Annotated in this window: 21 protein-coding genes; 14 read left to right on the forward strand and 7 right to left on the reverse strand. The window is 48.7% G+C overall.

Features of this window, described 5'->3' with window-relative positions; translation table 11 throughout:
* The first annotated feature begins 15 nt into the window (after positions 1–15).
* The 4 genes from clpX (at position 16) to AC566Q_RS06405 (ending at position 6,500) form a co-directional block, all read left to right on the forward strand.
* Positions 16–1,293, forward strand: coding sequence for an ATP-dependent protease ATP-binding subunit ClpX (gene clpX, locus AC566Q_RS06390; RefSeq protein WP_105935589.1), 1,278 nt, complete (start codon positions 16–18; stop codon positions 1,291–1,293).
* A gap of 164 nt (positions 1,294–1,457) precedes the next feature.
* Positions 1,458–3,818 (forward strand): endopeptidase La, encoded by a 2,361-nt coding sequence (lon, locus tag AC566Q_RS06395; RefSeq protein WP_499614961.1) that lies wholly within the window; start codon positions 1,458–1,460, stop codon positions 3,816–3,818.
* Positions 3,819–4,143: 325 nt separating this feature from the next.
* Positions 4,144–4,416, forward strand: coding sequence for a nucleoid-associated protein HU-beta (gene hupB, locus AC566Q_RS06400; RefSeq protein ID WP_499614964.1), 273 nt, complete (start codon positions 4,144–4,146; stop codon positions 4,414–4,416).
* A gap of 197 nt (positions 4,417–4,613) precedes the next feature.
* A complete protein-coding gene (locus AC566Q_RS06405) occupies positions 4,614–6,500 on the forward strand; it encodes a SurA N-terminal domain-containing protein (protein ID WP_499614967.1) in 1,887 nt (628 codons plus the stop codon).
* A 336-nt stretch (positions 6,501–6,836) separates the two neighbouring features.
* Here AC566Q_RS06405 and AC566Q_RS06410 read toward each other — a convergent pair whose 3' ends face one another.
* The 5 genes from AC566Q_RS06410 to rpsT all read right to left on the reverse strand — a co-directional run bounded on the left by AC566Q_RS06410 (position 6,837) and on the right by rpsT (position 11,788).
* Positions 6,837–7,946, reverse strand: a complete 1,110-nt coding sequence (locus AC566Q_RS06410; protein WP_499614970.1) for an acyltransferase family protein — start codon at positions 7,944–7,946, stop codon at positions 6,837–6,839.
* Positions 7,947–8,051: 105 nt separating this feature from the next.
* The gene (locus AC566Q_RS06415; protein WP_105935593.1) at positions 8,052–8,609 is read right to left on the reverse strand and encodes a DUF5655 domain-containing protein; all 558 of its coding nucleotides are present in this window, start codon (positions 8,607–8,609) and stop codon (positions 8,052–8,054) included.
* 126 nt (positions 8,610–8,735) lie between these two features.
* Positions 8,736–10,454 (reverse strand): bifunctional ornithine lipid synthase OlsF, encoded by a 1,719-nt coding sequence (gene olsF, locus AC566Q_RS06420; RefSeq protein WP_105935594.1) that lies wholly within the window; start codon positions 10,452–10,454, stop codon positions 8,736–8,738.
* Positions 10,455–10,554: 100 nt separating this feature from the next.
* Complete coding sequence (locus AC566Q_RS06425; protein WP_499614973.1) at positions 10,555–11,355, reverse strand: UDP-2,3-diacylglucosamine diphosphatase; 801 nt, start codon at positions 11,353–11,355, stop codon at positions 10,555–10,557.
* A gap of 169 nt (positions 11,356–11,524) precedes the next feature.
* Positions 11,525–11,788 carry a 30S ribosomal protein S20 gene (rpsT, locus tag AC566Q_RS06430; protein WP_105935667.1) on the reverse strand — a complete coding sequence of 88 codons (264 nt, stop codon included), beginning with the start codon at positions 11,786–11,788 and terminating at the stop codon, positions 11,525–11,527.
* A 291-nt stretch (positions 11,789–12,079) separates the two neighbouring features.
* Between rpsT and AC566Q_RS06435 the strand changes: the two genes are divergently transcribed.
* From AC566Q_RS06435 to ispH, 7 genes are all read left to right on the forward strand, one after another.
* Positions 12,080–12,520 (forward strand): CBS domain-containing protein, encoded by a 441-nt coding sequence (locus tag AC566Q_RS06435; RefSeq protein ID WP_499614977.1) that lies wholly within the window; start codon positions 12,080–12,082, stop codon positions 12,518–12,520.
* Between the two features lie 107 nt (positions 12,521–12,627).
* On the forward strand, positions 12,628–14,187 hold the full coding sequence (gene murJ, locus AC566Q_RS06440) for a murein biosynthesis integral membrane protein MurJ (RefSeq protein ID WP_499614990.1): 1,560 nt from the start codon (positions 12,628–12,630) through the stop codon (positions 14,185–14,187).
* Positions 14,188–14,266: 79 nt separating this feature from the next.
* On the forward strand, positions 14,267–15,211 hold the full coding sequence (gene ribF / locus AC566Q_RS06445; RefSeq protein WP_499614993.1) for a bifunctional riboflavin kinase/FAD synthetase: 945 nt from the start codon (positions 14,267–14,269) through the stop codon (positions 15,209–15,211).
* Between the two features lie 44 nt (positions 15,212–15,255).
* The gene (gene ileS, locus AC566Q_RS06450) at positions 15,256–18,078 is read left to right on the forward strand and encodes an isoleucine--tRNA ligase (protein WP_499614996.1); all 2,823 of its coding nucleotides are present in this window, start codon (positions 15,256–15,258) and stop codon (positions 18,076–18,078) included.
* The gene (lspA, locus tag AC566Q_RS06455; RefSeq protein WP_499614998.1) at positions 18,071–18,580 is read left to right on the forward strand and encodes a signal peptidase II; all 510 of its coding nucleotides are present in this window, start codon (positions 18,071–18,073) and stop codon (positions 18,578–18,580) included. Before ileS ends, lspA begins: the two co-directional genes overlap by 8 nt.
* Before the next feature lie 22 nt (positions 18,581–18,602).
* Complete coding sequence (gene fkpB / locus AC566Q_RS06460; protein ID WP_499615000.1) at positions 18,603–19,052, forward strand: FKBP-type peptidyl-prolyl cis-trans isomerase; 450 nt, start codon at positions 18,603–18,605, stop codon at positions 19,050–19,052.
* 19 nt (positions 19,053–19,071) lie between these two features.
* Entirely contained in the window at positions 19,072–20,016 is a 945-nt protein-coding gene (gene ispH / locus AC566Q_RS06465) for a 4-hydroxy-3-methylbut-2-enyl diphosphate reductase (RefSeq protein ID WP_499615002.1), read from the forward strand.
* Between the two features lie 63 nt (positions 20,017–20,079).
* On the opposite strand, the gene AC566Q_RS06470 is transcribed toward ispH, so the two are convergent.
* Positions 20,080–20,445, reverse strand: a complete 366-nt coding sequence (locus tag AC566Q_RS06470) for a type IV pilin protein (RefSeq protein WP_499615003.1) — start codon at positions 20,443–20,445, stop codon at positions 20,080–20,082.
* A 269-nt stretch (positions 20,446–20,714) separates the two neighbouring features.
* On the opposite strand from AC566Q_RS06470, the gene AC566Q_RS06475 reads away from it, so the two are divergent.
* From AC566Q_RS06475 to AC566Q_RS06485, 3 genes are read left to right on the forward strand one after another with little or no spacing between them, the layout of a single operon-like run.
* Positions 20,715–21,341 (forward strand): hypothetical protein, encoded by a 627-nt coding sequence (locus AC566Q_RS06475; protein ID WP_499615004.1) that lies wholly within the window; start codon positions 20,715–20,717, stop codon positions 21,339–21,341.
* Positions 21,331–22,455, forward strand: coding sequence for a pilus assembly PilX N-terminal domain-containing protein (locus AC566Q_RS06480; RefSeq protein WP_105935604.1), 1,125 nt, complete (start codon positions 21,331–21,333; stop codon positions 22,453–22,455). Before AC566Q_RS06475 ends, AC566Q_RS06480 begins: the two co-directional genes overlap by 11 nt.
* An 8-nt stretch (positions 22,456–22,463) precedes the next feature.
* Positions 22,464–24,146, forward strand: a complete 1,683-nt coding sequence (locus AC566Q_RS06485) for a PilV family protein (protein WP_105935605.1) — start codon at positions 22,464–22,466, stop codon at positions 24,144–24,146.
* A 1-nt stretch (position 24,147) separates the two neighbouring features.
* On the opposite strand, the gene AC566Q_RS06490 is transcribed toward AC566Q_RS06485, so the two are convergent.
* Positions 24,148–24,669 (reverse strand): GspH/FimT family pseudopilin, encoded by a 522-nt coding sequence (locus AC566Q_RS06490; protein WP_105935606.1) that lies wholly within the window; start codon positions 24,667–24,669, stop codon positions 24,148–24,150.
* Positions 24,670–24,774 lie beyond the last annotated feature (105 nt).

A 24,774-nucleotide genomic window follows, 5' to 3' on the forward strand; every position in this document is an offset into this window, starting at 1 on the left:
TAGAGGCAAGAATTTATGAGCGATAAACAAGGCAGCGATAGCGATAACAAACTTCTGTATTGCTCGTTTTGTGGCAAAAGTCAGCATGAAGTCAGAAAACTGATTGCAGGTCCGTCTGTATTCATTTGTGACGAGTGTGTTGAGCTTTGTAATGACATTATTCGTGAAGAAATTAAAGATATTTCTCCGAATAAGGCAAATCAAAACGCGTTACCGAAACCACAGGAAATTCACGAGCATCTGAATGACTATGTGATCGGTCAGGACCACGCCAAAAAGGTGTTATCGGTCGCGGTATACAACCACTATAAACGTCTGCGTAACGGCGACGTACATGATGGTGTAGAGCTGGGCAAGAGTAACATACTGCTGATTGGCCCTACTGGTAGCGGTAAAACGTTACTGGCAGAGACCCTGGCGCGACTGCTGGATGTTCCTTTCACTATGGCAGATGCCACCACTCTGACCGAAGCCGGTTACGTGGGTGAGGATGTTGAAAACATCATTCAGAAGCTATTACAGAAATGCGACTACGATGTAGAGAAAGCCCAGCGTGGTATTGTGTACATCGATGAAATCGACAAGATCAGCCGTAAGTCTGACAATCCGTCCATCACCCGCGACGTATCAGGTGAAGGTGTGCAGCAGGCACTGCTGAAACTGATTGAAGGTACGGTTGCCTCCGTGCCTCCTCAGGGCGGACGTAAGCACCCACAGCAAGAGTTTTTGCAGGTAGATACCTCTAAGATCCTGTTTATCTGTGGCGGTGCGTTTGCTGGTCTGGATAAGGTCATTGAACAACGTTCTGCACAAGGCAGCGGTATGGGCTTTGGTGCACAAGTGAAATCCAAAGAAAACAAACAGGCAGTGTCGCAACTGTTCAAGCAGGTAGAGCCGGAAGATCTGGTGAAGTACGGTCTGATCCCAGAGTTTATCGGTCGTTTACCGGTTGTGACCAGCCTGGAAGAGCTCAACGAAGAAGCACTGATTCAGATTCTGAAGGAACCGAAGAACGCCATTACCAAACAGTATGGTGCTTTGTTCGCAATCGAAGATACTGAGCTTGAGTTCCGCGAAGACGCTCTGTTTGCTATCGCCAAAAAAGCGATGCAGCGTAAAACCGGTGCCCGGGGCCTGCGTTCCATCGTAGAAGCGGTATTGCTTGAAACCATGTACGAGCTACCGTCCATGGACAACGTGTCCAAGGTGGTTATCGATGAAACGGTTATCCGCGGAGAATCGAAACCCATCCTGATTTACGACAACGCTGATAAAAAAGCGGCAAGTGAATAAGAAAAAATGCCAAAGGCCCTAATTAAAGGGCCTTTTTTGTATCAATTATTCAATGTTTTGCGCTATCTTGGAATAAGATTTAGTAAAACAATGACAGACTGATTGAACTTTGTCTGCCTATCCCCATATAAACACTCATTAATAGAAAAAGTTAGAGAAGAAGTATGACGTCAGAGCGAGAAAATCGCATTGAAATTCCTGTACTGGCCTTACGGGACGTGGTTGTGTACCCCCATATGGTCATACCTTTATTTGTTGGACGAGAAAAATCCATTCGTTGCCTGGAAGCGGCCATGGACAGCGACAAACAGATCTTTCTGGTTGCGCAAAAAGATGCAGGGATCGATGAACCCGATACCAATGATATTTATTCCGTAGGCACCATCGCCACCATTCTGCAGTTGCTTAAGCTACCCGACGGTACGGTTAAAGTACTGGTAGAAGGTAATGTGCGCGGCGAAATCGCTGAATACAACCAAACTGAGCCTTACTTTATCGCGGGCATTAACCGCACGGCCGACGAAGACTTGCCTGAAAGTGAACAGGAAGTGTTGATACGTTCGGCGGTTTCGCAATTCGAAGGCTATGTGAAACTAAACAAGAAAATCCCACCTGAAGTCCTCACTTCATTAAATGGGATCGACGATGCTGCTCGCCTGGCCGACACCATGGCAGCGCACATGCCGCTTAAGCTCGTCGAAAAACAGAAAGTGCTGGAAATGAAAGGCGTTAATGAGCGTCTTGAGTACCTGATGGCACTGATGGAAGGCGAGATTGATTTACTCCAGGTTGAAAAGAAAATCCGTACCCGGGTTAAAAAGCAAATGGAGAAATCCCAGCGTGAGTATTATCTCAACGAGCAAATGAAAGCCATTCAGAAAGAACTGGGTGAGCTGGACGATGCTCCGGATGAGTTTGAAGCGCTGAGCAAGAAAATTGAAGAAGCGAAAATGCCTGCTGAGGCTGAAGAAAAAGCCAAAGCCGAGCTGCAAAAGCTGAAGATGATGTCGCCGATGTCAGCGGAAGCCACCGTAGTACGTAGTTATATCGACTGGCTCACCAGCGTGCCATGGCACAAGCGTTCAGCGGTGAAAAAGAATTTGGCGAAGGCGGAAGAAATCCTCAATGCCGATCATTACGGCCTGGAAAAAGTTAAAGAACGGATTATTGAATACCTTGCCGTTCAGCAGCGAGTGCGCAAGCTGAAAGGGCCCATTCTTTGTCTGGTAGGCCCGCCAGGGGTTGGTAAAACCTCGCTCGGTCAGTCGGTTGCCAAGGCTACCGGACGTAAGTACGTTCGCATGGCTCTGGGTGGTGTACGTGATGAAGCCGAAATTCGTGGTCACCGCCGGACTTACATTGGCTCATTGCCGGGTAAGCTGATCCAGAAAATGGCCAAGGTAGGAGTAAAGAACCCGCTGTTCCTGCTTGATGAAATCGACAAGATGTCGTCAGACATGCGCGGCGACCCGGCATCTGCGCTGCTCGAAGTGCTCGACCCGGAACAAAACAGCAGCTTCAGCGACCATTATCTTGAAGTGGATTACGACCTGTCAGACGTGATGTTTGTTGCTACATCAAACAGCATGAATATTCCGGGGCCGTTACTGGACCGGATGGAAGTCATTCGTCTGTCCGGTTACACCGAAGATGAAAAGCTCAATATTGCTACCCGCCATTTAATTGGTAAGCAAATCGAGCGTAATGGTCTTAAGAAAAACGAACTCGAGATCGACGACTCAGCGATTATTGGCATGATTCGTTACTACACCCGCGAGGCGGGGGTACGTTCACTGGAGCGTGAAATCTCCAAGGTGTGTCGTAAAGCTGTAAAAGATATTCTGCTCAACAAAGCCACCAAGAAAGTTGTGGTCAATCAGGACAATCTGAAAGATTACCTTGGCGTGCAGCGCTTCGATTACGGGAAAGCCGACAAGAACAACCAGATTGGCCAGGTTACAGGCCTTGCCTGGACTCAGGTTGGTGGCGACCTGTTAACCATTGAAACCACTTCGGTTCCGGGTAAAGGTAAAATGACCTCAACCGGTTCATTAGGTGATGTCATGCAGGAGTCTATTCACGCCGCCATGACTGTGGTGCGCTCTCGAGCAGAGAAACTACGTATTAACAGTGATTTTTACGAGAAACGCGATATCCACGTGCACGTGCCGGAAGGGGCGACACCAAAAGATGGTCCGAGCGCGGGTATAGCTATGTGTACCGCATTGGTATCGTCATTAACTGGTAACCCGGTGAAATGTGAAGTAGCGATGACTGGTGAAATCACTTTGCGTGGTGAAGTGCTGGCCATTGGCGGTTTAAAGGAAAAGCTTCTGGCGGCTCACCGTGGCGGCATCAAAACCGTAGTGATACCAAAGGAAAACGAACGTGATCTGGAAGAGATTCCGGATAACGTAAAACAAGATCTGGACATTCATCCGGTACAGTGGATAGACGATGTTTTGGATATTGCTTTACAAGAACCGGTTGAAAGTTTTAAACCGGTGGCACTTGACGGCGAATAAACCATCAGCAAACACCGCTGAAACGCACGCCAATGCTGCGTAGCAGCGGTTTTATTAGACCTTTTGGTTAATTTTTATCCATATGGTGTGACAAAAGCCGTTTTTTTTAACTTTAGGGGCTTCAAAGTCCCAAAAGTTGTGTTACCTTAACTGCTGTATTCGCTTGAAGCCTTGTCACTAAAGGGATGGCAGCGATTCAACAATAAGTTAAAAAATTGTAAAGTGAAGCTTGATGTTAATCTTCAAGCTTGCTATAACGTCTGGGCAATGAACTGATTATTGTTTTGCGGACGAGAGCATAATAACAAACGAAGGGGATCTAATTGTGAACAAGTCTCAACTCATCGACAAAATCGCTGCTGGTGCAGATATTTCTAAAGCTGCCGCTGGCCGTGCACTGGATGCTTTCACTGACGCGGTAACCGACTCGCTGAAAGAAGGCGACCAGGTAGCTCTGGTTGGTTTTGGCACTTTCTCTGTAAGAGAGCGCTCTGCACGCAGTGGTCGTAATCCTCAAACTGGTGAGACTATCGAAATTGCTGCAGCTAAAGTACCTTCTTTCAAAGCTGGTAAAGCACTGAAAGACGCTTGTAACTAAGCATTAGATATTTTTTGAAAAGGCGATGGTTTACCATCGCCTTTTTTATTGCTGTAAGCAAAGGAATGCCTCTTCAGCATTCTATCGGGGTAAGTATTAAGCTATAATCCCCGCTTATTTGTTCCGCCGGCCCCCGATTGTATTACGGGTAGCTACCGGCCGGAAAAGTTGTAATGCAACGGAGTTAAAATCGAGTCATGCTAGAAAGGATCAGAGAAGGTTCTCAAGGCCCATGGGCGATGGCGATTATTGCCCTGATCGTATTGAGTTTTGTATTTGCTGGGGTTAGCAGCTATGTGTCTTCATCAGGCAGCTCTGCCGCCGCTGAAGTTAACGGTGAGCCAATCAGCCAGCAGGATGTTGAACGCGCCTATCAGGCACAACGTGCCCGTTTGGAAGCGCAGTTTGGTGAAGGGATCAGCGCCTTATTCAGCGATGAAAACTATCTGCGTGATTTCCGCATGAATGTGCTGGATCGCCTGATTGCCGATACATTAATCGAACAGAAAGCGAAAGAGCTGGGCATGCGGGTGTCAGACAAGCAGATCCGTGATGCTATTACTGCAATGCCCGAGTTTCAGACCGAAGGTAGTTTTGACAACGAACGCTATTTAATGCTGTTGCGTCAAAATGGTTTCCAGCCCAGTGACTTCCGCGATTATATGCGCCAGCAAATGACCCGCGAGCAATTATCTCGTGCGGTGCAGGCCAGTGATTTCAGCTTGCCTGAAGAAGTGAGCTTAGCGCACCGCTTACAGGGTCAGACGCGTAATGCCGATTATCTGATTGTAGACTCTGCGCCATTTGCCGCATCCGTCGAACTGAGCGATGAAGAGGTTCAGGCGTTTTATGACGAAAATATCTCGCGCTTTGATACCCAGGAAAAAGTGAACCTGGCCTATGTTACGCTGGCGGTAGAAGACCTGAAAGCTGACGTATCGGTAAGCGAAGAGGAAGTCGAGCAGGAGTACCAGGACAACATCGCGTTGTATAAAACGACTGAAGAGCGTCGTGTATCGCACATCCTGATCGAATTTGGTGATGACAAAGACGCGGCTAAAGAAAAAGCCGAATCACTGTTAGCCGAAGTTGAGCAAGGTGCCGATTTTGCCGAACTAGCCGAAGCTAATTCTGCTGACACGTTTTCTGCTGAAAATGGCGGTGACCTTGATTTTATCACTGCAGGAATGATGGACCCGTCGTTCGACGAAGCCGCTTTTGCTATCAGTAATGTAGGCGAAACCTCTGAGGTTATCGAAACTGAATTTGGTTACCATATTATCAAGCTCACCGATATGAAGCCGGTAGAAACAACGCCGCTGGCAGAAGTACGCGACGAGATTGAAGCGCAACTGCTTACCGACAAAGCGACTGATGAATTCTTTGCCCTGCAATCAGAAATGGCTAACCTGGCGTTTGAAGTGCCGGATACCCTTGAAGACGTTGCGGGTGCGGTGAATGGTAAGATTAAGGAAACCGGTTTAGTTACTGCTGCAGCGGTACCAGCGGCGCTTAATGTTCCAGCCGTAACCAGCAAAATGTTCGATCCGGACTTTATTGCCGAAGGGCTGAACAGTGACATTATTGAGCTAAGCAATGACGAAGTGGTAGTCATCCGCGTAGTAGGTCACGAGCCACAGCGTACTCAGGCACTGGATGAAGTCAGAACACAAATCCTTGCCCAATTACGCGCCCGTAAAGCGCAGGAAGCAGCAGCTGAGTGGGCTGACAACGTAGTAGAGCAGGTACAGGCTGGTGAGTCACCTGAACTGACCATTGGTGATGTCACTCTGGAATGGCAAAGTAAGGAAGCCATTGCCCGTAACAGCACCGAGTTACCGCGTAATCTGGTTGACACCGTATTTACCCTGAGTACTGATGAGGGTAACAACCTTGAAGTCGCTAAGCTGGGCTCAGGTGATGTTGGTGTAGTACGCCTGACGGCAGTGAACATGCCTGAAGCACTGGGTGAAGAAGAATTAGCCAGCCTGAAACAGCAACTGATGACTAATTACAGCCAGACTAACTACCAGAGCTTTGTGGATTCATTACGTTCAGCAGCTGATGTAACAGTTAATCTGTAAACTGTACGCTTTGTTCAGAAAAACCAAAGCAGGTCTCAGACCTGCTTTTTTATGTTTAGCTGAAAATCGGTGTTAGTGAGTGACAAAATACATAAAGGTGAAAAAGACGGCGATCACCGATGAAATCACAAAAATATACTTAAAACCCTGTTTGCCGTCAGCCACACTGTAATTGTTAGCCTTTAAATACCCAAACCACAATACACTCAGGATAAGAGGGATCAAGACAATAATTTTTAGCATAATGATGTTACCCGCTAAACAGACCTAAAATCGATACGTTAAGTGTTTCCTGATGGACCAATAATATCAAGCACTAATCGAGGATTAACGTATTCAGGTGCGTTGTTTCAGACCAAATGCAAGGCGTAACCAGGCAGCCGGGCGGATGACAAAATAACACAGGCCAGCGGTGAGGGTAAAAGCCAATACCAGTACACTCAATGATTTAAGCGCAATACCGGCATCCCACTGAACGATATAGTATGCAAGCATCACTATGACCGTCTGATGCAAAATATAAAACGGGTAGATTAACTCGTTTGCCTGGCGCAACCAGGCCGGGGAGTTATTCAGGTAGTGTCCAGCATAGCCCAGCAAAACCAGCATGCCAGCCCAGCTGAGTAACGCGGTTAATGCCCACCAGATTTGCCACCTGACGGTAAGTGAGCCAATAAAGCTGAAGTCACCCAGGTAGTAGATATAGAACACCAGGCTGCTGACTATAAACCCATACAGATTGAATCGACGATGGCGGGCAATTGATTGCCAGATTGCCTGGCGGGACATAAACAGCATTCCTGTGATAAAAAACACCAGATAGAACACCGACACCGACAGGTTCTCGATAGCCCCGTCCTGCTCGGGATAATTGAGCTTTAAAATGCACCTTACAGAAATAAGAACCACGCCAGACAGCATAAGACCAAACGGGCGATGCGACAGCTTCTCAAAGGCTCCAAGTAGCGTTTGCCCGGGAGATGTATCCAGCGCCTTTTTTAACGGGGTAGCCAGGAGCATAAAAATGATCAGAAACTCAATAAACCACAGGTGTTTGTTATCGAAGATCAGCAATCGCTGCTGGTAGGCGTCGAGCAGTGAAGCATACTGCTCAGGGGCTTCAAAATAAGCCTGAGGAGGCGTAATAAACATCATTGCCAGCAACAGGGGCAGTAACAGCCGCTTTGACTTGCTGAGTAAAAATGCCGTACTGCTGACCCGGTTGAGCAGAATAATGCTGCCAGCCCCGGCAATCAGAAACAAGACCGGTAACCGAAGCTGCTCAAAATAGACCATAATATCATCGAGTAATTTGCTCGACTCACTATTCATAATGTGCCAGTTATCACCGTTGAACGGCATGAATACATGGTGCATAAACACCGCGACAATCAGTATCACGCGCAGCCAGTCGAGCTCTGCATAACGTTGGGGGGTTACTTCCATGAATACCGGTTCCTGCATAAATAGGTCAAAGGGTTGCAATCCCTATGCTATCTAAATTTCGGCTGTTTATTGGTTGGATGTATGTAAGTAATTGTAAATATTTATTTATTCTGCTTCCTGATAGGCTGTGTTTAACCAGCTTATGAGCTCATCGTCAATCTGCTCTGGTGCCGTAACACGCACTCTGAAGGGCGTCATTTTACCTGGCGGCAGCTTCTCCAGCCTGTTGCCTTCACTTAATGAGCGACTGTTTATGCCTAATTCTACCGCGGTTTTGGTTGCCGGGCCAATCATGGCAAATTGTTTACTTCTGCGATAGCTGATGTAAGTTTTCTTGGGCGCGGTTTCAAAAGCACCAAACGTATTCAGCGCTTCCAGTAACGCTTCATGGATGGGGCGCAAGTGCGCTTTGTTACCAGCATAGATGAGGTCCATTGGCGGCGTATCAGTATCGCCAGGATTTGCCGCCTGTTTAGCCATGTGCGCAATAAGGTTGGCATTGCCATGGCCTAATCCTAAATCGGCCTTGAGCATTTTCACCACATCGGTGTGTTTGGTCAGGCCGCTACTATTCACCAACGAACATAATTCACTGAGTGATTTACCGGTGGCTTTTTCAATGTTCTGGATCTGGGTTGCCTGAGCCTGCTCCATGCTTGCCATATCATTAACCCTTCGAAGTTGGCTGGAATGGTTACTATAGCAGTGCCGTAGGTTTTTGCGTAATGTCAGATATCAGAGGAGAAGGGCCAACGGATTTCTATAACCGTTGGCCCTGAGCAACACAAGTTAAGCCGTTTTCTCGAACTGATGGCACTGGATATAACGTTTGCGTTTCTTCGGCAATAACTTGTCGGCGTCAACGACCACCAGACCATCCACACAGTCGCAGAAGTCCGGGTCGATGTTGAAGTCCAGAAAGGCCACGCCGTCGTGCTCGCAGACTTCGGTATATTGCTTATACAGGGTGGGCACGTTCACTCCCATATTGGCCAGCAGATGTTTAAGCTGAGTGAACTCTTTCTTGTAGTCCTCGCCTTTAAACTCGGTCAGTGTATCGGTGGGGAGGGAAAAGGGGATCTTTGCCTCGGCCTCACCAAATCTGGCCGGGAAGTGGGTCGCATAAAACTGCACAATAAGCTGCTTGGCTGGCTGTGGATAATTATCGCTCAGACTCACTGGTCCGAACAGATAGCGATAATGTGGGTAGCGGGTTAAAAACGCGCCAATACCGAACCACAGGTAATCGAGGCTGCGCTTACCCCAGTAACGGGGCTGTACAAAGCTGCGGCCAAGTTCCAGGCCCTGTTCAAACAGCTGCGGATTATGTTGTGCGTAATCAAACAAGGTGGCTGAGTATAAGCCCGTTGGATGGTCGGGGTTACTCAGAATTCGCGCATCACCAAAACGGTAGGCACCAACAATTTCCAAATCGTTTTCATCCCACAGGATAAGGTGATAATAGTGATTATCGTACTTATCGATATCACGACGGTGCAAAGTACCTTCACCAACAGCGCGAAACGCAATTTCACGTAGACGGCCAATTTCACGCATGATCACCGAACTGCCCTGATGCAGGTATAAATAGATATGTTTGCCATCAGAAGTTTCGCCTAAGTGCTCACACTGGCGTATAGCTCGAGAGAGCTCCTTGCGGTCTTCAGGCATGGCAATGGCCGCCTGAGTCGCAAAAATTCCCTTACGATTAGTACCCACACGGTACAGATGACGTTTAAACAGTTTTACCTGATCAGGTAGCGAGATGCTCAGTGACTGGTAGCTGGAGAAGGGGATCAGCTCGCCAATGCGCATCGGCAGTGACTTACGCCGTTGTTTGAACATTTCTTTCACCAGCAGCGCTGTCGCCAGTGGCTTATAAACCATAGACACACCATAGAATAACGGCGAATTTTTAGCATCAATAAATATCGGCAGGATGGGGGCTTTGGCCTGCCTGGCGATGCGCAAAAAGCCATTATGCCAGTGGGTATCGCGTACACCCTGTGGTCTGAGTCTGGAGACCTCGCCGGCAGGAAATATTAATACCGCGCCGTCGCCAGCCAGGTGCTCGTGAATGGCAGCCAAATGTTCTTTGCGGGTGCCGCCCTGCATATTGTTAACCGGCAGCAGCATATCCCGAAGTGGTTCAATAGCCATCAGCATCTGGTTGGCTACCACCTTTAAATCATGGCGGATTTCGGAGATCAGTTTGATTAGCGCCAAACCATCAATGGAGCCAATCGGGTGATTAGCAATGATCACCACGCGGCCCTCACTTGGGATGCGTTCCCGTTCGGTGTCCCGCACCGAGGTGCTGACATTAAAGTATTCCAGTACCTGCTCGACAAAATCGATATCGTGGTAGTGAGGGTAGGTCCGTCCGAAGTCTGCGATTTCCCTTTCGTGCAGTAAATGACGCAGTGCAAAGCGCAGGGGTTTGCTTAGCAGGCTGTGCTTGGCGACCTGCGGATAGTACTCATTGAGCAATTCATCAACAGTAAACATATTCAGTACACTTCAGGTTATTTCGCCACACGATAGCAACCGTTTATGACGATATGCTCACAGTTGTATTGCAGTTCCTTTACAGATACGCCTGGCAGTATCAGGCGGCTTTGCCGGTTTTTACAAAGTCTGCCAGGACTGACACATTACCGGAGTGCTTGAGATACTCATTAAAGTGAATTAGTGAGAGCTCACCACTATTATCTTCAACCAGTGCCGAGCAGTTTTCTATCCAGTCGCCATCGTTAATGTAGTGGATACCATTCACCATTAACGATTCAGGGTGGTGTATATGGCCACAGATAATCCCGTCGAGCCCTCTTTCTGCGGCGTGGCGGCAACCTGCTGCGCGATAGCGTTCGATGGCTTTATTGGCGCCCTTGATGTGCTTTTTAATGTACCCGGCCAGCGACCAGTAGTGATTGTTACGCCAGGCTCTGAAACGGTTATACCAGCGATTAAGAAATAACAGCAAGTCGTAGCCTTTATCCCCTATCCAGGCGTGGAATTTGCCGAGGGTGACATCGGCATCGAACTGATCGCCGTGCAATACCAGGTAGCGTTTACCATTGGTTGTGGTGTGCACCAGTTCACGCTCAATAGCGATATCACCAAAGGCCATACCTGAGTATTTTTGAATGGGCGCATCGTGGTTGCCTGGTAAATACACCACGCGGGTGCCACCATTGCTCATTTGCATGAGTTTATGCATGACCTGGTTGTGGGTATCCGGCCAGCGAAACTGCTTTTCCATTTGCCACATATCGACGATGTCGCCCACCAGATATAAGGTGTCCACCGAAATACTTTGTAAAAACTCAAGCAGGAATTCTGCCTTACAGTCTTTATTACCAAGGTGAATATCGGATAACCATACAGCTTTATAGTGGAGTTTTGCCATCACATTTTCCCGGCCAATCGCAACTGGTAAAGTGAATGGCACTTTACTGACAGGGCTTGACAGTTAGGTGACGGAGCTTTGACTATTCGATGACGAGTTGTTGAAGGTTAAATGACAGGCATAAAAAAAGCGCCGAAGGCGCTTTTTTAAACTAAACGTCAGTGGGTGATTAACCCAGCGCTTTAATTTGCGCAGCCAGACGGCTCTTATGACGTGCAGCTTTGTTCTTGTGAATCAAACCTTTAGAAGCCATTCTGTCAAGAATTGGAGTCGCAGCAGACAGTGCAGCCTGGGCACCTTCTTTATCACCAGAGGCGATAGCCGCTACTACTTTTTTAATACTTGTACGAGTCATGGAGCGACGGCTGGCATTATGCTGGCGACGCTTTTCGGCTTGAATTGCACGTTTCTTAGCAGACTTAATGTTAGCCAAGGTGTAACTCCCAAAAAAATTCATGTCAAAAACGAGGGTGCGGATTGTGCCTAGCTATCGGCTAATTGTCAAACAATTTATCGCAGCTAAACGTAACTTTCTTCCGCATGGCGCGTAGTATACCTGAGTAGGGCCCCCCGGCTCCAGTAAATATTCGCTGACATGGGTCGTTGACGCAGGTCAATAGCTTGTCTGCGTAACCAGCGATAATGGTCTACAGTAATCGGAGTAAACCGATAGTAGAGCGGTAAATCTCTGAAATGATAGCTAATAAATAACAGGAGTAGGTGAATGTTAACCGTTGCCGATATTATGACCTGCCCGGTAATGCAATTGCATGAAGGGAACACCTTACACGATGCCCACTATATCACCCGCCATCGCGGCATTCGTCATTTGCCTGTGGTAAATAAAGAGACGCAAGAAATTATTGGTGTGGTCACGCAAAAAAGCCTGATTGCCAAAGTGATGAGTCTGATGGTGCTGTATGGTAACGAGGCACTGGAGCAGCATGAGAAGCAAACCAATATCATGGAAGTGGCGGTATGTGACTTTGATACCGTTAAAGCCGAGGAGACTATTCAGGAAGTCGCGCCTTTCTTTTTGCGCAATAAACACGGCTGTTTACCCGTGGTGGATGACGAACGCCATGTTATTGGTATTGTTACCTCAACGGATTTCGTTAACCTGTCGATGATGCTGATTGACAAACTGGAGCGATTAGAAAGCTAAATATCCGGTATATCCCAATTATTCATTGATTTCATTGTGGTTACATAAGGTACAATAACGGCACATAAGTCGATTAGGGTGTCAGCAGGGCACCGAAAGGGAAGTGTGTGTCGAAGAAATTAATTAAGTCAGGCCTGATTGTCAGTACGATGACACTCCTTTCCCGGGTGCTGGGTTTAGTCCGGGATGTCGTGATAGCCCGCCTGATGGGGGCAGAAGCCGCCGCTGATGTGTTCTTTTTTGCCAATAAGATCCCCAACTTTCTACGTCGCCTCTTTGCCGAAGGGGCGTTTGCCCAGGCCTTTATCCCGGTACTTACCGAAGTCCACGCCGAACAGAACGAACAAAAACTCAAACAGTTTGTGGCCCATGTATCGGGCACTCTGGGCGCAATTGTGTTTGTCACTGCGCTGATTGGGGTAGTCATTTCGCCGGTGATTACTGCCATGTTTGGTGCCGGCTGGTTTATTGATTACCTTCACGAAAGACCTGACGGAGAAAAATTTGAACTGGCCAGCGCCATGCTCAAAATTACCTTTCCGTACATTGCTTTCATATCACTGACCGGCCTATCCGGCGCAATTTTAAATACCCTTAACAAGTTTGCCGTGGCGGCCTTCACGCCGGTATTGCTGAATATTTGTATTATCGCCTGCGCTTATTTATTGGCTCCAGCTATGAGTGAGCCGGCTTATGCGCTGGCGTGGGGGGTGTTTATTGGTGGCATTGTGCAACTGGGTTTTCAGCTACCGTTTTTGTTTCGCGCCGGTTTATTGGTTAAACCCAAATGGGGGTGGCGCGATCCGGGGGTGGTAAAAGTCAGGACGCTGATGATCCCGGCGTTGTTCGGTGTATCGGTAGGGCAGATAAATCTGCTGCTCGATACGTTTATTGCCAGCTTTCTGGTCACCGGGTCGATAAGCTGGCTGTATTATTCAGACCGCTTGTTAGAGTTTCCGCTGGGGTTATTTGGCATAGCCATCGCCACCGTCATTTTACCTACGCTTTCTCGCAATCATGTGGGGAAAGACGAGCTGGGATTTTCCGGTAACATGGACTGGGCGGTCCGCATGGTAAGCTTACTGGGGGTCCCTGCGGCGGCGGGCCTGGGGTTTCTGGCAGAACCGATACTCTCGGTAATATTTCAGCGCGGTGCCTTTACGGCCGAAACCGCGCGCATGGCCTCATACAGTTTAATGGCCTATGCGTTTGGCCTGCTCAGCTTTATGCTGGTTAAGGTGCTGGCTCCAGGCTATTACTCGCGTCAGGATACTAAAACACCGGTTAAAATTGGTATCTGGTGTATGGCAGCCAACATGCTGTTTAATCTTATCTTTGCCATCCCTTATGGCTATGTGGGTCTGGCAATAGCCACCAGTTTGTCTGCCACGCTGAATGCTGCGTTGCTGTATATCGGTTTAAGCCGGCAAAAAGTGTATGTTGTGAGCCGTCTTACCCTGGGGTTTGTGGCTCGGGTGATGTTTTCAACCTGCGCCATGGTGGCTGCTATTTTGTGGATGCAGCAGGGCGTTGACTTTACCGGCCTGGCCTTGCGCGACAAAATCGTGTCCCTTACGTTAACCATTTTGCTGTCCGTTGCCGTGTTCGGCGGCTGCCTGTTTAGTTTTGGCATTCGCGTCCGTCATTTCAAATCCAAGGCCTTTTAGCGATTGGTATTGCTGGCCGGGTAGTTTATAATCGCCGGCTTTGTAGCATATTCATCTCAACAAAAGGTTGCTGTAAAACGTGGAGCTAATCCGGGGCCTTAACAATTTAAAAGATCATCATCACGGCTGTGTCCTGACCATCGGAAAGTTTGATGGAGTTCATCTTGGCCATCAGGCGGTGCTGGCTAATGTTATTGAACAAGCCCGCAGGCTGTCTTTGCCTGCCACTGTGATGGTGTTTGAACCGCATCCGGAAGAAGTCTTTACGCCGGACACGGCGCCTGCCCGAATCAGCCCGCTGGCCGAAAAATATCAGCTACTTAAAGCGCAAGGGGTAGACCGCCTGTTGTGTGTACGTTTCAATGCACAATTTGCTGCCCAGTCGCCGGATGAGTTTATAGAGCATCTGCTGGTCGACAAGCTGGGTGTGAAATTTCTGGTGGTTGGCGATGATTTTCGCTTTGGTAAAGGTCGTCAGGGCGATTTTTCCCGCCTCGAACAGGCCGGACGGCACTTCGGCTTTGAGGTGGTCAGCACCCAAAGTTACCGCATGGAAGACTGCCGGATAAGCTCTACGGCTGTGCGCGAGGCGCTGGCTGAGGGGAATTTTAGCCTGGCTCATACCATGCTTGGCCGTTCGTTTTTTATCTCCGGTCGGGTGATTCACGGCGAGAAAAAAGGGCGCACAATAGGCTTTCCTACTGCCAATGTGTTGCTTAACCGTTGCCAGACACCCATTAGCGGCGTGTTTGCAGTGAAGCTGAATATCGACGGTACGCTCTACACCGGTGTAGCCAATATCGGCTCAAGACCCACGGTAAACGGCCAGCGCAAGCAACTGGAAGTGCATATTTTTGACTTTGCCGGTTCCATTTATGGTCAGCATATTACGGTAGTTCCGGTGGCCAGAATCAGAGATGAACAGCGCTTCAGCAGTCTTGAGGCACTTCGCGAGCAAATTGCCCTCGATGTTGCCAAAGCTAAACAAATTTTAACGAATAACGACGACCTGGTGCAGGTCTGAACCCGGGATAACTCCCGATAACGTGGACGGATAGAACAATAGCTATGAGTGATTACAAAGCCACATTGAATTTGCCGGAAACCGCCTTCCCAATGCGAGGGAACCTGGCGCAACGCGAACCGCAAATGTTGAAAAGCTGGGAAAAAGACGGCTTGTATCAGCAGATTCGCCAGGCCAAAGCCGGTAAAACGCCATTTGTGCTGCATGACGGCCCTCCTTACGCCAACGGAAACATTCACATTGGCCATGCCGTTAACAAAATCCTCAAAGATATTATTGTTAAGTCCAAAACCTTAGCTGATTTTGATGCGCCTTATGTGCCTGGCTGGGATTGCCACGGTCTGCCTATTGAGCTGATGGTAGAAAAGAAAGTCGGCAAGCCGGGTAAAAAGGTCACCGCTGCGCAGTTTCGTCAGAAATGCCGTGACTATGCGCAAAAGCAAATCGACGGTCAGATGGCAGACTTTAAACGTCTGGGCATTCTGGGTGAGTGGGCGAAGCCCTACAAAACCATGGATTTTGATTCCGAGGCGAATATTGTTCGCGCGCTGGGCAAAATCATTGACGCCGGCCACCTGGAAAAAGGCTTTAAACCGGTTCACTGGTGTACCGACTGTGGTTCTGCATTAGCCGAAGCCGAAGTGGAATACAAAGACAAAATGTCACCGGCTATCGACGTAAAATTCCCGCTGGCAGATGTTGATACGTTTGCCTCCGCGTTTGGCCTGAGCAGCGACGAGCTGACCGCGCATAAAGCCGGCGTGGTGATCTGGACTACCACACCATGGACCTTACCGGCCAACCTGGCGGTAAGCTTACATCCTGAACTTGAGTATTCTCTGGTTGAATTTGGCGACGATGCCCAGTGGCTAATGCTGGCGACTGATCTGGTAGAAAGCTGCATGCAGCGTTATGGCGTTGAAGAATACAAAACCGTGGCTACCTGTTTAGGTCAGGCTCTGGATAAAGCTGAATTACAGCATCCGTTCCTCGATAAAACATCGTTAATCGTACTGGGCGACCACGTGACTACTGACGCGGGTACCGGTTGTGTACATACCGCGCCAGCTCACGGTGTGGACGACTTTAACGTCTGTAAGCACTATGATATTGAGGTTTATAACCCGGTAGGTAACAACGGTGTTTATCTTGAAAACACGCCGTTGTTTGCCGGTATGCACGTATTTAAAGCCAATCAGCCTATCATCGATACCCTGGCTGAAAGTGGCAACCTGGTGCTGAATGTGAACTTTGAGCACAGCTATCCTCATTGCTGGCGCCATAAAACGCCGATTATCTTCCGTGCTACGCCACAGTGGTTCATCAGTATGGACAAACTGGGTCTGCGCGAGCAGTCACTGGAACAAATCCGCAGCACTGAGTGGATCCCGGAGTGGGGCGAAAACCGTATTACCAAGATGGTAGAAGGCCGTCCCGACTGGTGTATTTCACGTCAGCGTACCTGGGGTGTGCCGATCCCGCTGTATATCCATAAAGTCAGCGGCGAGTTACACCCGGAAACGGCCAGCCTGATTGAAAAGGTGGCGGCAGAGATAGAGAAAACCGGCATTCAGGCCTGGTGGGATATCGATGATGCTGCACTGTTGGGCAGCGACGCCGACCAGTACGATAAAGTTACCGATACGCTGGACGTCTGGTTTGACTCCGGTGTTACCCACTTCTTCGTGGTGGACTGCCGTGACGATATCCCGGCTAAAGCCGATTTATATCTGGAAGGGTCCGATCAGCACCGCGGTTGGTTTATGTCGTCACTGATGACTTCTACCGCTATGCACGGTCATGCGCCTTACCGCCAGGTACTCACTCACGGCTTTACGGTTGACGCTCAGGGCAAGAAAATGTCCAAGTCATTAGGCAACGTAGTCGCGCCGCAGGAAGTCACCAACAAGCTGGGCGCCGATATTCTGCGCCTGTGGGTAGCTTCAACAGACTACCGCGGTGAAATTGCGGTATCCGATGAAATCCTTAAGCGTGCGGCCGACAACTATCGTCGTCTGCGTAATACTGCCCGCTTCTTACTGGCGAACCTCAATGGCTTTAACCCTGAAACTGATGCGGTACCGGAAGCCGAGATGGTTGCACTGGACCGCTGGGTAGTGTCACGGGCAAAGCAGTTGCAGGCCGAAATCATCGCCGATTATGAAAAATACGACATGCTGCTGGTCTCGCAGAAACTGTCGCATTTCTGCTCTATTGAGCTGGGCAGTTTTTATCTGGATATCATCAAGGATCGTCAGTACACCGCCAAAGCCGACAGCGTTGCACGTCGTTCATGCCAGACTGCGCTGTATCACATTGTTGAGGCATTGGTACGCTGGATGGCGCCAATCACCAGCTTTACTGCGCAGGAAATCTGGCAGGAATTGCCAGGCGACAGAGCGAAATTTGTGTTTACTGAAACCTGGTACCAGGGCTTTAATGACTTTGGTCAGGATGACACCTTTAACGACGCTTACTGGAAACAGGTAATGGTGGTTAAAGACGCAGTTAACCAGGCGTTGGAACAGGCGCGTAAAGCACAGCTGCTGGGCGGTTCACTGGAAGCCTCTGTAACCCTGTATGCCGACGAAACGCTTAAGGGCCAATTGGAGCAACTGGCCGATGAACTGCGCTTCGTATTGCTTACCTCTGGTGTGGAGGTGGCGGCACTGGTCGATAAGCCGGCGGATGCTAGTGCAACCGAACTGGAAGGGCTGTTTGTGAGCGTAGCGAAAAGCAGTGGTGAAAAGTGCGTGCGCTGCTGGCACGTACGAGACGATGTGGGCTCTCACAGTGAGCACCCTGAACTGTGCGGCCGCTGTGTAACTAACGTTGATGGTGACGGAGAAACGCGCCACTATGCCTAAGTTTATTAGCCAAAGCGGCCTGCGCTTTTTATGGATAAGCGTGATCACGGTAGTGCTGGACTTATGGAGTAAGTACGCCGTGATGGACAGCATGGCATTGTATGAGTCAGTCCAGCTGGCACCGTTTTTCAACTTCACTTATGTGCATAATTACGGTGCCGCATTCAGCTTTCTGCACGACTCAGGCGGCTGGCAGCGCTGGTTTTTTACTGCTATTGCGGTAGCTGTTTGTAGCGTGATCCTGTGGTGGCTAAAACAAACGCCTAAACAGCAAAAGCTGCTGCCGATAGCCTTTAGTTTTATTCTGGGCGGCGCACTGGGTAACGTGTACGATCGGATTGTGCATGGTTATGTCATCGATTTTCTGGATTTCTACGTAAATGACTGGCACTGGCCGGCATTTAATCTGGCCGACAGCGCTATTTTTATTGGCGCTGCCCTGCTTATCTGGGACATGCTAACGAGTAAAGAAGACAACACATCAACCAGTAGCGCTAACTAACCTGAACGTAGAGAGAGTGACCGTGAGCGAAACATCAAAAGTGATTGGCGATAAAAGTCAGGTCATCATGCATTTTGACCTTAAACTGGCAGACGGTTCTGCCGCCGACAGTACCCGGGTAAATAAAAAACCAGCCAGGCTGGTAATGGGCGATGGTAGCTTAACGCCTAATTTTGAAGCCTGTTTACTGGGGCTGTCTGCGGGGGATAAAAAATCCTTTGAGCTGGCACCCGAAGACGCCTTTGGCCAGCCTAACCCGGACAACGTCCATCATATGGATAAAAGCCGTTTCGCTGCCGATATGACCCTGGAAGAAGGTATGATCATGGCCTTTGCCCAACCCGATGGCAGTGAAGTGCCGGGGATTATTCGCAGCATCGCCGGAACCTCGGTAACGGTGGATTTTAATCATCCGCTGGCTGGACAAACCGTGATCTTTGATGTTGAAATCATTGATGTTATCAACGCTTAGACTTGAGTAAGGGCGTACCATGCAAATTCATTTAGCTAATCCCCGTGGCTTTTGTGCCGGTGTAGACCGAGCCATTACCATTGTTGAACGGGCGCTGGAAATTTTTCAGCCACCTATCTATGTTCGCCACGAAGTGGTGCATAACAAGTTTGTGGTAGATGGACTGAAAGAGCGCGGCGCTATTTTTGTGGATGAGCTGGATGAAGTACCAGACGATAACATCGTCATTTTTTCTGCCCACGGCGTCTCGCAGGCCGTGCGCAAAGAAGCCGAACGTCGTGGCCTGAAAGTATTCGACGCCACCTGTCCGCTGGTTACCAAGGTTCACCTTGAAGTCACGCGCGCCAGTCGCCGGGGCACCGAATGTATTTTGATTGGTCATGCCGGGCATCCGGAAGTGGAAGGCACCATGGGGCAGTATGATAATCCCGAAGGCGGCATCTACCTGGTAGAGTCCAGTAACGATGTACAAACGCTGGAAGTGAAAAATCCCAATGCCCTTTATTACTGCAGTCAGACGACCTTGTCGGTAGATGACACAGCAGAAGTCATCGACGCCTTGCGTGAACGCTTCCCGGCCATTGAAGGGCCGCGTAAAGACGATATTTGTTACGCCACGCAAAACCGCCAGGATGCCGTACGCGAGCTTGCTCAGGATTGCCAGGTGTTGCTGGTAGTGGGCGCGCAAAACAGCTCTAACTCAAATCGTCTGCGCGAGCTGGCGGGCAAAATGGGTGCACAGGCACATCTGATCGCCGATGAAAACTGTATTCAGCGCGAATGGCTCGATGGTGTTGAGCATATCGGTGTTACTGCTGGTGCGTCAGCACCTGAGATACTGGTTAAACGGGTCATCCAGCGTTTACTCGACTGGGGAGCTGTGAAAGCCAGTGAACGAAGCGGTCGAGAAGAGAGCATTGAGTTTGCCGTTCCCAAAGAACTGCGGGTTAAACAGGTAAGTTAAAACAACTCCTTTTCTTATGCTCGCAGCAGCATCTTGTCTGCGAGCAATTCCCCTTAAACCGTGTTACCAGCAATTCGCTGGTGTGCGATTCATTGATTCGTCGAGTGTCAGGGTTGTGCAACCCGTATCATTAGTCTGACTTCCTTTCGCCGTGGCTGTAAGCGTAAACGTGGTGGCACTAACGTTACTTACACTGAAACTGTAAAAATCCGAAGCCGGAATTCCGATATCCGCTGCAGCGCCGTAGGTAATGTTTTGCAGCCTGTAGTTTTCCTGGCTCATATGCATTTGCATCAGTGCTGTTTGAGCATCTCCCCGTCTGGATTCCCTTACCTGGCCCTGATATGCCGGCAGAGCAATCGCAGCCAGAATACCCATTATCACAACGGCAATCATCAGCTCTATCAGCGTAAATCCTGTTGTTTTCATCAGATAGTTGTTCCCTGTAAAGCCAGTTGATTCATCGTAACCTGATACTCCAAATTTACGCCCTATCAGTCAACTGAACGCACGTACGGCTCTTATCCTAAAGCCACTGTTTGGTTGGCGACTATCTAACAACTATCTAACAACCATTCTTAAGACCAGCAGAAACAAGCTAAAGCAGTATGCATAATGTGTCATCAGACGAGACACAGAAAGCTGCTTCTGTGAGTAGTTCAGTGTGCGATGAGTACAACAGAGAGATTTATTGCGAAATGAATGTTAGATACCAGGGCGGGTACAGCTTAATTGAAATTATGATTGCCATGACGCTGGCAGTTGGTTCTTTGGCCGCTGTGTCGTCGCTGGTGGGTTATGGAGTGGGAGTTAACGGCAATTTACTTAACAGTGCCAGGCTTAATGAAGAATTAGGCAACGTTTATGCGCTCATCATCGCAGATTTACGAAGAACTGGTTTTTCTGGAAACACCAAGGCTATGGTTTCTCAGCCGGATGCTAATCCCTCGCCATTTAATCAATCTATCTCTATCAGCGAGTATCCCGGTGAAACGGCACAAAGCTGCGTATTGTTTAGCTACGACAGTAACGACAATGGCACACTAGACCTGGCCTCACCCAATGAGAACTTCGGTTACCGACTCCTTGATGGCACGGTAGAAATCCGACGTAACTCTCTTGATTGCACCAGTAATGGTTGGGAAGACTTAACCGACAGCAGCGTAGTCAAGGTTACTTCACTGAGGTTTGCCATTAACCAAACAATTCAACAAGGGATTGCCAGCACATCCGTAACGGTTTTTCTTAGTGGGGAACTATCGGCAAACGATAAATTATCAAGAACCTATGAAACCGTTGTGGTGGTCAGAAACTATGAAAGCTAAAACTACTACATTATCGGCTGAGAGAGGGGCAATTGTCCTGACTTCGGTTGTTTTATTACTCACCATGGCAGCTCTGGTGACTTTATATACCGGTCAGGTTAAGTCCTTTGAAAACCTGATTACTTTAAATGTACAAAATCGCCTTTTGGCATTTAACAGTGCAGAGGCCGGACTAATGAAAGCCTTAGGAATTTTGACGATAGAGCCTTACTGGGATGGTGCTCAGTTTACCGAGAGCCTGCCAGGGCAGGGCAGTTTCACCACTGCGGGGAGTTGGGAAGAAATACATCGTGAATCTACAACACAGCGCTTAATAACATTAGAGTCAGTCGGACAGTCACCTGACCGATTGTCCGCAGTGACGGTCACAGAACAAGCTTTGGTTTACCCTCTGGTGGCGAATCTACCGGATGCTCCACTTGTAGTGGCCGGCGGCATAGCTGCGGGAGGCAACTTTGAGGTGGTTGCCAATCCTGATGGTGGTGGTGTAGGAGTACCCTTGTCCATCTGGAGCGATTTGGATGTGGATTTGCTCAACGGCAGCGGCACCACCTGTAACCAGGAGTCCTTTGCGGAAGGCAACTGTAGCAGCGCCCCATATTCTCAAACCGCTCATCAGGGGCCGGATATTCTGGATAACGATGTTAATTTTCCGGACGATTTGCTTGAGTATATTTTTAATATACCGGCAAATCAGTGGGCATTACTGCGTAATGAAGCTGACGAAGTGTTATCGACTTGTACGTCGTTGGGAGCGGCAACATCGGGATTTATCTGGGTCGAGGGACATTGTTACGTCACGGCAAATACTTCGCTAGGCAACGATACTAACCCGGTACTACTCGTTGTTGCCAATGGCGATTTAACGATGAACAGTGGCTCCATAATTACCGGGCTGGTGGTGTCATTCAGAAAACCGACTACCGCTATGGATTATGAAATTTATATGGCCGGGGGAGCAAGAGTAGTTGGTGGAATGATTGCGAATCACGATTTAGGTCACGCGAATGGCTATTACCACTCAACCTATCATCAGGATGTCCTGACCCTGCTACAACAGCACAATGCGTTTCAACGGCTGGCCAGAGTGCCCGGTAGTTGGCGGGATTATTAGGAGGTTATATGCAGGTTCGCGGCTTCTCACTGGTTGAAGTTTTAATTGCTTCACTGATTATAATGCTTGGCGTTAGCGGCGTTGTGTCATTGCAGTCTGCATACATGCGAAGTGATGCGCAGACCGCTTATCGACATGCAGCCTTGCGATTAGCTCAGAATAAATTTAATGATCTGCGACAATTTGAAGCTATTGAAAGTGCGGCAGGGATGATTGCCTATGATGATATAGCTGATAATGTCGGTGGTACGATTAATCCTGGACAGGTAGATGTCACGCTCGGCACCGATGGTGAATTGCATTCATTCACCCGTAACTGGGAGGTTGAGGATAAGTATTTTAGCGATACCACCGGTGATGGTGTTGCCGACACCTGGATGGACAGATCCACCCTGCTTGGCAATGGCTTGCCATTACCGCCATCCCCGGCGCAAAAACAAGTGACGGTGACGGTTAAATGGGTTGATACCAAAGGTAATACCATGGCCATTGCAGTGGATGGGAATATAGCACCAGTATCCTTAGGGCACAGTTATCATGCAATTAATGAGTCAAATAACGTTAAAACGAAGCCGGAAGTGCCTTTCACACCAGGTACCGCGCCAGACGTAATATCCTATAGTCTTGGCAATAATCAAAGGGTGGAAGCCAGCAAACCGTTACCTGACAGGATTAACCAAGGGAGTAACCAAATTGTTGAATTGACTTCTTTTCGCTATGCCTCCAGCGGTCAGGTCAGCAAATTGCTCAAACAGGAGGATTTTTTGACCATTAACTGCAAATGCAAACTGGCTGGTAGCGGCAATGGTTATACCCCGGCAATGACGCTACTTGAAGGAGACGAGTTGGTAGACTCGCCAGGTTATCTGGAGATTAAAGATACCGGTGTGGTGGCCGATAATCAGCAACCTGCCCACTGCAATGTATGCTGTCGGGACCATCATGACAACATGAATATGGTTGCCAGTGAAGCTTACTATCGCCTGGAAGGGGGCTTACCTCACAGTCACTATGACTCAGTTGGAGGAGGAAACTTCACTAAAGCCACGCAGGTCGGCGACACCTATATCGAGAATTGTCGATTTAAACGCATTAACGGCTTCTATGAGCTCTACCCCGACTGGCAACTTGTCGATATCGTCGCATTTGAAGCATCCTTTTTAGACACCCAAACAGCACTGGACGATTACCGGTCTTATACGACTGAGTTAATGGCTAGCAAAATCAGTAATTCACCTTTTTCATCCAGCCTGGCTAGTCGTTCCTTACTGGTACCGCCTGGTGATTATCAACTGATTGCCAGAGGGATTTATTTGGATAGGATGACAAGCTCTCACCTTGCCGCGGTGCAAGCGAAGCTGGCAGCAAATGATCCGCTATGGCAGCAGATAGTGCCATTTTATGACATCAATCTTACTCTGTTGGCCAGCTGGCACGCAGATAACCCGGTTATTGCAACGGTCACTAGCGAGACTATGGACACCGTTATCGATCCAGTGAATCACTACTACAATACTTACAGCCGTGGTCGAGTGACAGGTATCCAGGATGGTGTTACGAATATCAACGTAGGTAGCTACGGTGGCAATGCCGGGATCGCCAGCACTCTGCCTTTATCACCTGATGAATATTATCAGTTTTATTCAGACTACATCCAGGTCCAGATAGATAGCAGCGTAAGTGCGCCATAACTCAGCATTTAGGGTAGTGCGAAATAGCCTGATTAAGCGCACAAATCCTTACCCTGCCAGTATTGCTCACGATAACTTTGAAATCCTGCTCGGCATTAGTCAGCGTGACCGACCCTGCGTATCCTTGCGCAAGCCCCCGCGGAGGTGAAAACCGTGACTGGTTGTTATGGGCAAAAGTAGAGGCCGCCAATTGAACAAAACGAAATTCGTCATATGAGGTCACTTTTTCGACACCATCAATGGTACAAGATTGCGAGCTCTGACAATTGCAGGTTGCCTGGTCAGTAATACCTATACACCAGTACTGACCATCGACAATATCTAGCTGAATATCTTGTTGCTTGGCGATTGCCTGATGTCGTGCAGCCTGTATCTGAAAATATACCAACTGAACCGCTCCTTTTAATTCAATGGCTTTTAGCATGGTACTGAAGCTTTGCACGCTCTGGCTGGCAATGATTGCCACGATTGCTACGATTATGAGTAATTGAACCAGTGAAAATCCGTGCTCGCGAGCAGTCATTTTTCATTCCTTTCAATTAATTGACGTGAGGTTACAGTGTATCTTGCACACTTTGACAGGTGACCTGATCTGAAGAAGGGTAAATAGAGTTACATCCGGGAATGG

It is taken from the genome of Alteromonas sp. H02 (assembly GCF_059682525.1).